Below are 7,365 nucleotides of genomic sequence, written 5' to 3' on the forward strand. Positions count from 1 at the left end.
GATTGCAGGATTCCGAGGAATCCCGCGCCTCCTTCCCATTAGTTTGCAGGTTCGATAATGGACAGCGTCATGCGATTGATATCCATTTCCTGTCGTAAGAATCGGTTGCAGTCCTCCAGTTTCAGCTCCGACAGAACGCGCAGCGTGTCATATAGTCCATAGCCAGCCATGTGGGAGGCAATCATGGAATTTGTCACGGAAGAAACGTTGTTCAGTTCCCGCACCAGCGCACCATACGTGGACTTCTTGAACTCGTTGAAAAGTGATTCATCCAGTCCGGTTTCCTGCGCATTTGTCAGTGCAGCAGCAATGCGGTCACGGACAGCACGGGGATCACGGGATTCGCCGCCGAAGATCACAGTAAAGAATCCATCGCCGTTGAAAATTTCGGTGGAGAATGTGGGATTGATGAGACCCTCCTGGAGCAGTTCCTGGTACAAAGGAGAAGAGGTGCCGGCGAGGACACGCATAGCAATGTGTGCTTCGATCTGAGCTTGCAGATTTTCGGCGCCGGTTTTTGGAGCACACTTGAAGCCGATATGGAACAAAGGCTGTCCCACCGCTGCTGTTTCTACAGTTTCGCTGCGTACAATATCCAGGGATTCCGTGGGGAACACTGTTTCCAGCTTCTGATCCTCACAGGGCTTCAGAAGGCGGTCTGCCACTTCCAGCACTTCATCCACGGTACAGTTTCCGGCAACTGCCAGTACCATATTGTGGAGATTGTAGAATGTGCGGTAGCAGCGGTACAGGAGATCATCTGTGATCTGGGCAATGCTTTCGATGGTACCGGCAATGTCAATGCGTACCGGGTGCTTCTGATAGAGTCCGCCCAGCATGTTGAAAAAGACACGCCAGCCAGGATCGTCATCGCACATGCGTATTTCCTGACCGATAATGCCCTGTTCCTTGGCAACACTCTCCGGCGTGAAATAAGGCGACTGGACAAAGGACAGCAGAATCTCCAGGGACGCCTTGAAATTGTCCGAGCAGTCGAAGTAGTAGCATGTCTTGTCAAAGGAAGTGAACGCATTGGCATCTGCACCGGTTTTGGCGTAGAGGTCGAATACATCGCAGTCCTCGTTTTCAAAGAGCTTATGTTCCAGGAAATGGGCAATGCCCTCAGGAACGGTGCAATAGTCGGTGTCCGCAGCCGTCTTGAACTGGGTGTTGATAGAGCCGTATTTTGTGCCGAACATCGCTTCTGTGGTGCTGAAGCCTTCCATTTCGCACACCAGGATCTCCAGACCGCTCTTGTGGTGAATGTGCACGTACTGATCACCGGTCTGGGGTGAACGGACGATCGTCTTAGTTGTCTCCATGAGGTACATCCTCCTGTTCCTTGCATTCCATAATATAAATGGTATCCAGCTGCATGGACTTTGCCGCAGCAATGATCTCTTCCTTGGTGACATTCCGGTATTGTTCCTCTTCCTCCGCCGGCGTCAGCTTTGTGCCCCGGCAAAACTGTCCGAAATACCATGTGATATAAGAAGAAGCCGTATCGCCGATGCTCCGCATGGTGTTGTGGATGGACATCAGAGCGTTTTGGATCTCCTCATCTGAAATGTCACCGCTGCAAATGGCATCCAGCTGCTGCTGAATGGCGCTGCGTGTGGTCTCGATATTTTCCGTTTCAATGCCGCAGTCCACGAACATGGTCTGCTTGGCTTCGTTGTAATTGGCTGCGCAGTAATAGCAGAGACTCATCTTCTCCCGGACATTGGCGAACAGCTTGGAACTTGGCGTACCGCCCAGAAGCACTGCCATAAGCTTGACGGCATAGCGGCTCGGGTAAGCAGTTTTCCATGCCATGACCATCTTGCACTGGTTCACCGGAAGTGCTTCCCGTACTGTGACAGGCTCCGGCTTTGCCGGGCTGGGGGTGAGGAAGGGGAAATCAGGTACGCTGCGGTCGGGGATAGTCGAAAAGGCATCCTGGAATTTTCCGGGGAGTGCCGGCTGGGATGCCGGTCCCACAAAGAAAATCTCAATTTTTGCCTGCTGCAACAGCTTCTGGAAAGCCTGGTACACACCGGATGGTGTCAGCGCAGCCGCTTCCTCCCGTGTGCCATAGCAGGAATGGGCGGCAGGTTCGTGGGAGTAGGCGGTTTTGTATGTCTGCTGCAGGGCGTACTTGCGCTTTTCGTTGATCTCTGCGTCAATGCAGTCCAGCAGATTGCTCTGCTTGATACGGAATTCTGTTTCGTCAAAAGCGCCGTTTTCGGCATTGGGTGCAAGCAGACAGCCCAGGAGAATGTCCACCAGCTCGTCGAATACCTTTTCTCCGTCCAGAGCATAGCGGTCAGCAATGGCAGACGCACGCAGGGTGATGATCTGCAAGTCGCCCTGTTTGGAAATGGTACAGCTGAGATCAGCGCCGTACAGAAGATGCAGCTTCTGGTTCATGGCAGCATTTGTGGGATATGCCTTGCTGCTGGAGGTCGCCAGATCGGCTGCAAGTGCGCAGGCAGAAGCCGTCTCCGGTGAGAGGGGCTGGATGAGCTGGATTCTCAGCGCATTGGTCTTGAATTTGGGATCCAGGATTTCAGTGAAGCCGATGCTATCTGAAAGGGGGATCCGCTGGTATGAGGTTGTCATAAAATCGTCCTTTCTGCGATATCTTTTGTACATTTTATGGGCGTATGCAGTGGCGGCGGCAGAGGAATTCTGCACCGGGCATAAGCATACAAAAGTATTATACCACATTTCTCTGAGAATTGCTATGCCTTTCACCAAATTATCAGAATAATTTTTCCAAAGGCAACACCGCACAAAGAGCACCTGACGGCTTTGTGCGGTATTGCCTAAAGTTTTTGGTCTGGCAATTTCTAGAAAATGCTGACTCGCCATCTTCAGGATGAGTCTGCTGATGCCATTTCAGCTGGGCATCGGGTTGGGACATTTTCAACGAAAGAATCACACCCAATTTCAGAAATTATTTTGCAGGGTTTACAATTTGTTGTTGAAAAGAAAATGGATTTTTAGTATAATAAAATTGATATACCAGCGCAGCTTGTACGTGCTGGCTGGATTTTGCAATCCGGGGCGCTGCTCCGGAGGAAGGAGCCCGAATCGAATGAGAACGATTACAGTACATGCGAGCCAGACCTATCCCATCTGGATTGAACGGGGCTTGCTGGCGCAGTGCGGCGCACTTTTGCGAAAACAGACCAAAGCCCAGACAGCTGCGGTAATTACAGACGATCATGTGGATGCGATATACGGAGATACTGTGGTGCAGTCGCTGGAACAGAACGGATTTCATGTGCTGAAATTTGTCTTTCCCCATGGAGAAGCGTCTAAGTGCAGCACCACGCTGAACCAGATCTACGACTTTTTGTGTGAAAATAACATTACACGCACTGACTGCCTGGTCGCACTGGGCGGCGGTGTTGTGGGAGATATTACCGGCTTTGCTGCGGCGACCTATCTGCGTGGGCTGGATTATATGCAGATCCCTACCAGCTTGCTGGCACAGGTGGATTCTTCTGTAGGCGGAAAGACTGCCATTGACCTGCCCGGCGGCAAAAATCTGGTGGGCGCATTCAAACAGCCCGTTGCAGTGCTGTGCGATCCGGATACCCTGCAAACGCTGCCCAAGGAATTCCTGGCAGACGGCATGGGTGAGGTTATCAAGTACGGCATGATCCGGGATGCAGAACTCTTTGCTCTGCTGGAACAGCATACACTGGAAAACGTGGCGGAGGTCATGGAAGAGATCATTGCAACTTGCATCGACATCAAGCGTGACGTGGTGGAGCATGACGAATTCGACACCGGCGAGCGCATGATCCTGAATTTCGGGCATACTCTGGGACATGCAGTGGAGAGCTATTATCACTATGAAACATATACCCACGGTGCGGCAGTGGCAGCTGGTATGTGCATGATGGCGGAAAAGACCTGTGCAGCTGAGATTTACCAGCGGCTTTGCAATTGCGTGGCATCCTATGGACTGCCCACTTCTGTGGAAGCGCCTATGGATCAGCTTGTGCCCCTTTGCGGCAATGACAAAAAACGTGCCAGCGCATCCCTGCGGTTCATTGTCTGCGAGACCATCGGCGCGGCGCAGATCCGTACCATGCCCTTCGGGGAATTTGCAGTATGGATGGGAGGCACGAGGGCATGAACGTAGAAATCACACCGTCTAAGCTGCACGGTACCGTGCGGATTCCTGCTTCCAAGAGTGTGGCGCACCGGATGCTCATCTGTGCAGCACTGGCAGAGGGTACTTCGGTGATTTCCGGTGTGGATATCTCAAGAGATATTACAGCCACAATGGAAGTGCTCACTGCTTTCGGTGCAGCTTTTTCCCAGAATGGCAGCACCATTACCGTCACAGGTGTAGGCGGCAAAGCAGCGGCGAAAGAAGCAATTGCAGACTGCTGCGAAAGCGGTTCGACACTTCGCTTCCTGATTCCGGTGGCTGCGGCATTGGGCATACATACCACCTTTTTCGGTCAGGGACGTCTGCCCCAGCGACCCATTACGGCATATCTCCGGGAATTGCCCCCTAAGGGTATCACTTTCCATTATGAGAATACCATGCCCTTTACCATAGAGGGACAGCTTCAGCCCGGTACTTATGAGCTGGAAGGGGATGTTTCTTCCCAGTATGTCACAGGTCTGCTCTTTGCATTGCCCCTGCTGGATGGGGATTCGGAAATACGGATGCTGTCCCGATTGGAGTCCAGACCTTATGTGGATCTGACTATTGATTGTCTGCGGCAGTTCGGCGTGGAAATCAAGGAGACGGAGAACGGATATTCCATTCCCGGCGGTCAGAAGCTTCATCCCTGTGACCTTGCAGTAGAGGGAGATTATTCCCAGGCGGCGTTCTTTTATGTGGCAAATGCTCTGGGAAGTGATGTGGAACTGACCAATCTGAACCCGGACAGCGTTCAGGGTGACAAAAAGATCATTGAAATTACATCGCAGATGTGTTATAATCAGAAAGAGGGAAAGCCGGCGTGCTTCATTGTAGATGCATCGGATATTCCCGACCTGGTACCCATTCTGGCAGTGCTGGCAACATTCGGCACAGCGCCGTCCCGTATCACAGGTGCACACCGCCTTGCTATCAAGGAAAGCGATCGCCTTGCGGCTACGGCTGATATGCTGAACCGGCTGGGCGGCAAAGTGACAGCTTCGGCAGACGGACTGGTGATCGAACCGGTGCAGGAACTCCACGGCGGTGTGGTGGACAGCTTCGGCGATCACCGGATCGCCATGTGTGCTGCGGTGGCTGCTACACGCTGTACCGGCGTGGTTACTATTTTACATGGAGACTGCGTGGAAAAGTCATATCCACGATTCTTTGAGGATTATCAACAATTAGGAGGAATTGCCCATGTCATCGTTCTGGAATCGTAATATTTCCATTTCCATCTTCGGGGAATCCCACGGCCCGGCAATCGGCGTGGTCATTGATAACCTGCCGCCGGGGGAGTATATTGATCTGGAAAAGCTGCGGCAGTTTATGACACGCCGTGCCCCGAAAAAGGACGGTACTACTACACCCCGGGGTGAAAAAGATCTGCCCCAGATCATGTCTGGTCTGCTCAATGACCGCACCACCGGCGTGCCCCTTTGTGCATTCATTCAGAATACGGATACCCGTTCCAAGGATTACAGCAATCTGGCACGTCTGCCTCGTCCGGGTCATGCGGATTATACAGGTGCTATGCGGTATCGTGGCTTTAATGATGTGCGGGGCGGCGGACATTTCTCCGGCCGTCTCACGGCACCCCTCTGTTTTGCTGGTGCAGTCTGCGGGCAGATTCTGGAACGGCGTGGCATCTATACCGGTGCGCATATTGCATCCATTCACGGTATTCAGGACGATGCGTTCAGTCGCACAAAGGTGACCAAGGAGGATATTCTGGCAGTACGGGAAAAGGAATTTCCGGTGCGCAATGATGCACAGGGAGAACTGATGCGGGAAGATATCCGCAATGCCCGTCACGGCGGGGAATCTCTGGGCGGTATTATTGAATGCGTGGCGATCAATGTGCCTGCCGGCGTAGGTTCTCCCATTTTTGAGGGACTGGAAAACACCATTGCCCAGCTGATCTTCGGTATTCCGGCTGTGAAGGGACTGGAATTCGGCGCTGGTTTCCAGGTGGCAGAAATGGTTGGCAGCCAGAACAATGACCCGTTCTATATTGACGAAGCCGGTCATGTGAAAACCAAAACCAACAATCACGGCGGTATTCTGGGCGGTATTTCATCGGGTATGCCCATTACACTGAATGTGGCAGTTAAGCCCACGGCATCTATCGCTAAGCCCCAGGAAACGGTGGATTTCCGTGCAAAAACCAACGAGACCCTGCAAATTCACGGCAGACATGACCCGTGTATCGTGCCACGTGCTGTGCCGTGTGTGGAAGCGGCGGTGAATATTGCGCTGCTCTCCCATATGATGGATTATCCGAATTTTTAACCTGATTCGAGGTGGCAGCTGTGCAGGAAGAAAACCTTTTGAAAATGTCAAAAATGGCAACGCCGCCGATCATGGATCCCCATACGGCAAATATTCTCATCTGTTATTTGCTCTATCGGATCGACAAGCCGGTTCGTGTGTCCCATTTGTACGATATTGCTGTGGGAAATGATATTATCAATTATTTTGCGTATCAGGATTCTATTGCCTATCTGACCAGCCACGGTTCTGTGGAGGTGGAGAAACATAACAACGGGATAGAATATTATTCCCTGACGGAAAATGGCATCCGCACGGCGAAAGAGTTGCGCAATTATGTGGGAAAGGCGTATCGGGACAAGCTTGTCTCTGCGGCACTGCATTATTTTGCCCGGATCAAGCGGCAGAATGAGGTGAAGATCGACTATATTCCTTTGCAAAAGGGGTATTATGTGCACGTGCGCTGCCTGGATGTTCAGGATGATCTGCTGGATCTGAAACTGTATGCGCCGGATTATACCCAGGCAAAATTCCTGGGGGAACAGATCATGCTGAATCCTGCCGGATTTTATGGGAAAATACTGGACGCAGCATTCTCCAACGAGGAAGAAAGCTACGATCTGAGCGATAATTAAGGCAACACCGCACAAAGAGCGCCTGACGGCTTTGCACGTCATATGCTTGCATATTTTCCGTCATATTTCACAAAAATGCTCGTGAATACACAAAGTATTCACTGCGCTTTTTGTTTCATCTGACGAAAAATCTGACGGCGCATCTGACGCACAATCTTTGTGCGGTATTGCCTTAAACAAAAAAGGCACAGGGTGATTGCACTCTGTGCCTTTTTTCATCTGTGCGAAGCACAGGCAATGAAGTTTTTTTGTCCAGCAATTTTTCAAAAATGCTGGTGGGGTCAAGGGGCAAAGCCCCTTGTCGCC

The 7,365-nt window shown here is 51.7% G+C and carries 7 protein-coding genes; 4 read left to right on the forward strand and 3 right to left on the reverse strand.

Annotated elements, in window-relative coordinates:
- Nucleotides 1-38: 38 nt before the first annotated feature.
- Together Q0418_RS07045 and Q0418_RS07050 are read right to left on the reverse strand one after the other, a co-directional pair.
- Complete coding sequence (locus Q0418_RS07045; protein ID WP_298483434.1) at nucleotides 39-1,322, reverse strand: EF-P 5-aminopentanol modification-associated protein YfmH; 1,284 nt, start codon at nucleotides 1,320-1,322, stop codon at nucleotides 39-41.
- A complete protein-coding gene (locus tag Q0418_RS07050) occupies nucleotides 1,309-2,601 on the reverse strand; it encodes an EF-P 5-aminopentanol modification-associated protein YfmF (protein WP_298483435.1) in 1,293 nt (430 codons plus the stop codon). Before Q0418_RS07050 ends, Q0418_RS07045 begins: the two co-directional genes overlap by 14 nt.
- Before the next feature lie 478 nt (nucleotides 2,602-3,079).
- Between Q0418_RS07050 and aroB the strand changes: the two genes are divergently transcribed.
- From aroB to Q0418_RS07070, 4 genes are read left to right on the forward strand one after another with little or no spacing between them, the layout of a single operon-like run.
- Nucleotides 3,080-4,132, forward strand: coding sequence for a 3-dehydroquinate synthase (aroB, locus tag Q0418_RS07055; RefSeq protein WP_298483436.1), 1,053 nt, complete (start codon nucleotides 3,080-3,082; stop codon nucleotides 4,130-4,132).
- Complete coding sequence (aroA, locus tag Q0418_RS07060; RefSeq protein ID WP_298483437.1) at nucleotides 4,129-5,376, forward strand: 3-phosphoshikimate 1-carboxyvinyltransferase; 1,248 nt, start codon at nucleotides 4,129-4,131, stop codon at nucleotides 5,374-5,376. Before aroB ends, aroA begins: the two co-directional genes overlap by 4 nt.
- Nucleotides 5,354-6,445, forward strand: a complete 1,092-nt coding sequence (gene aroC, locus Q0418_RS07065; protein WP_298483438.1) for a chorismate synthase — start codon at nucleotides 5,354-5,356, stop codon at nucleotides 6,443-6,445. Before aroA ends, aroC begins: the two co-directional genes overlap by 23 nt.
- Before the next feature lie 44 nt (nucleotides 6,446-6,489).
- Nucleotides 6,490-7,059, forward strand: a complete 570-nt coding sequence (locus tag Q0418_RS07070; protein WP_298483440.1) for a DUF4364 family protein — start codon at nucleotides 6,490-6,492, stop codon at nucleotides 7,057-7,059.
- 60 nt (nucleotides 7,060-7,119) lie between these two features.
- Here Q0418_RS07070 and Q0418_RS07075 read toward each other — a convergent pair.
- The coding region (locus tag Q0418_RS07075; RefSeq protein WP_298483439.1) for a hypothetical protein at nucleotides 7,120-7,365 on the reverse strand (246 nt) is incomplete at its 5' end.

It is taken from the genome of uncultured Ruminococcus sp. (assembly GCF_937915125.1).
In the GTDB taxonomy this organism is placed as follows: Bacteria; Bacillota; Clostridia; order Oscillospirales; family Ruminococcaceae; genus Ruminococcus_C.